The sequence below is a fragment of the Caulobacter sp. CCH9-E1 genome, assembly GCF_001556515.1.
Taxonomy (GTDB): Bacteria; Pseudomonadota; Alphaproteobacteria; order Caulobacterales; family Caulobacteraceae; genus Caulobacter.
In genome coordinates this window covers 1-2,772 of sequence record NZ_LSJA01000047.1, presented here as the reverse complement: position 1 = coordinate 2,772, position 2,772 = coordinate 1, and the positions used below count along the sequence as shown (strand labels likewise).

The 2,772-nt window shown below is 65.6% G+C and carries 1 protein-coding gene; it reads right to left on the bottom strand.

Features of this window, described 5'->3' with window-relative positions; translation table 11 throughout:
• Positions 1-150: 150 nt before the first annotated feature.
• Complete coding sequence (locus tag AX690_RS02490) at positions 151-2,229, bottom strand: 3-hydroxyacyl-CoA dehydrogenase NAD-binding domain-containing protein (protein ID WP_066680892.1); 2,079 nt, start codon at positions 2,227-2,229, stop codon at positions 151-153.
• Between the last annotated feature and the right edge of the window lie 543 nt (positions 2,230-2,772).

The window sequence follows — 2,772 nt, the reverse complement described above, 5'->3', positions numbered from 1 at the left end:
AACCATCAAGCCAACGCTTGACCTACATCGCAATACACAGGGACCCAGGGGCGGCCCGCACCGCGTTCCTTCACCCCTGGGTCCCGGATAACGCCTGCGGCGTTTCCGGGATGACACGCTAGTTTGAAGCTTGAAGGGCGCTAGCCCCCCCTAAGCGTCCTTGAACCCCTTGCCCTCGGCGACCAGGCGCTCCAGCAGGGCGGACGGCTTGAAGTCGTCGCCGAGCTCGGCGTGGAACTCCTTCATCTTGGCCAGGATCTTGTCGAGGCCCACGAGCTCGCCCCAGAACATCGGGCCGCCGCGATAGACCGGCCAGCCGTAGCCGTTGATCCAGACGATATCGATGTCGGAAGCGCGGATGGCCTTGCCCTCTTCCAGGATCTTCGCGCCCTCGTTGACCATCGGATAGAGGCACCGCTCCAGGATCTCCTGGTCGGTGATCGTCCGGCGCTGGATCTGGCGCTTCTCGGCGAAGTCGCGGATCACCTGCTCGACCACAGGGGACGGGCTGGCGTTGCGGTTCTCGTCGTAGTCGTAGAAGCCCTTGCCGTTCTTCTGGCCGCGACGGTCCATCTCGCACAGCACTTCGCGCACGGTCGAGGAGCTGGTCTTGGCCGGGTCCCAGCCGATGTCGAGACCGGCCAGATCGCTCATCGCGAACGGTCCCATCGGCAGGCCGAAGTCGTACAGCACCCGGTCGACGTCCCAGGGCATGGCGCCTTCCAGGATCAGCTTCTGGGCCTCGCGTTGGCGCTGGGCCAGCATGCGGTTGCCGACGAAGCCGTAGCAGACGCCCACCAGCACCGGCACCTTGCCGATGGCCTTGCTGAGCTTCATGCAGGTGGCGATCACCTCTTTGCTCGTCTTGTCGCCGCGCACCAGTTCCAGCAGGCGCATGACATTGGCCGGCGAGAAGAAGTGGGTGCCGATCACGCTTTCCGGCCGGCTGGTCACCGCCGCGATCTCGTTGACGTCGAGATACGAGGTGTTGGTGGCCAGGATCGCGCCGGGCTTGGCGATCTTGTCCAGCTTGGCGAAGACCTCCTTCTTGATCTCCATCAGCTCGAACACGGCCTCGATGATCATGTCGCAGTCGGCCAGCGCCTCCATTTCCATGGAAGGCGTCAGCAGCGCCATGCGCTTTTCGACGTCGTCCTGGGTCAGACGGCCCTTCTTGGCGGTGTTCTCATAGTTCTTGCGGATGACGCCGACGCCGCGATCGAGGTTCTCTTTCTTGGCCTCGATGATCGTCACCGGGATGCCGGCGTTCAGGAAGTTCATGGCGATGCCGCCGCCCATGGTGCCGGCGCCGATGACGCCGACCTTCTTGACGGGGATGGTCGGGGTGTCGTCCGGCACGTCCGGGATCTTGGCGGCCTGGCGCTCGGCGAAGAACACGTAGCGCTGGGCGGCCGACTGGCTGCCGGTCATCAGCTCCATGAACAGGCGCCGCTCTTCCTTCAGCCCCTCGTCGAACGGCAGGTTCACCGCCGCCTCGACGCACTTGATGTTGTTCTCGGGGGCCCTGAAGCCGCGGAACTTCTTGGCGTTGGCCTTGCGGAAAGCCTCGAAGATCTCGGGCTTGCCGCGGGCGGCCTCGACCTTGTCGTTCAGCTCGCGGACCTTGTTCAGCGGACGGTTCTCGGCCACGACCTTGCGGGCGAAGGCGATCGCGCCCTCGCGCAGCTTGCCCTCCTCGACCAGCTCGTCGAACAGGCCCATGGCGTGGGCGGCCTTGGCCGGGACATGCTGGCCGCTGGTCACCATCTCCAGCGCCTTCTCGACGCCGACGATGCGCGGCAGGCGCTGGGTGCCGCCGGCGCCGGGCAAGAGGCCGATATTGACCTCGGGCAGGCCAGCCTTGGCCGAAGGGACGGCGACGCGATAGTGCGCGACCAGCGCCACCTCCAGGCCCCCGCCCAGGGCGGTGCCGTGGATCGCCGCGACGACCGGCTTGGGCGCGTTCTCGATGACGTTCTGGACGTCCTGCAGGGACGGGCCGGTCATGGCCTTGCCGAACTCGGTGATGTCGGCGCCGGCGATGAAGGTCTTGCCGTCGCAGATCAGCACGATCGCCTTGACCGCCGGATCGGCGATGGCGGCGTCGAAGGCGCCCTTCAGCCCCTCGCGGACCACGGCCGACAGGGCGTTGACCGGCGGCGAGTTCAGCGTGACGACGCCGACGTCGCCTTCCACGGAGAAATCAGTGACGGCGTTGATCGCGGCCATGCGGCTTCCACCCTTGCTCTTAAGTTGATTTCGGCTTGAACAACCGTTTGAGAAACCCTGCACGCTCCGGCGCGGATGTCCAGACCGCCGTAACGGCGCCCAATTCGGAGGCGCCCGCCGTTGACGGACCTGTCCTCCATACTGCAAATTCGAACAATAGTTTCAGTCGTGATCGAGCGGGCCGTCAACGCGCCAGAAATGGACGGCGCAGCATCTGTATTTCCGAAAGAATGATCGCGTCTGTTCAGGGCGTTCGCGGTGAGACACGGGCTTTGGACGCGCCTTGCACGCGTCCCGACGTTTCGAAGCCCATGCTCCGCGAGCGCGGCGCGCCTCCCCCCGGCGCGACCGACCTTGGTGTGCCCTCGGCGCGGGAGCCCCCCTCCCGCGCCGGATTTTTGAGGGGCAAAGAGCGCCCCCTCTCCCCTTGCGGGAGAGGGTGGCCCGATAGGGCCGGGTGAGGGGTCGCGCTCCGTTATCCGGAAAGATCTTTCAACCCCTCATCCGTCAGCTTCGCTGACACCTTCTCCCGCAAGGGGAGAA

Bases quoted from the DNA above. Each gene is read 5' to 3' on its own strand.
- AX690_RS02490 (WP_066680892.1), bottom strand. From the start codon at position 2,229: ATGGCCGCGATCAACGCCGTCACTGATTTCTCCGTGGAAGGCGACGTC.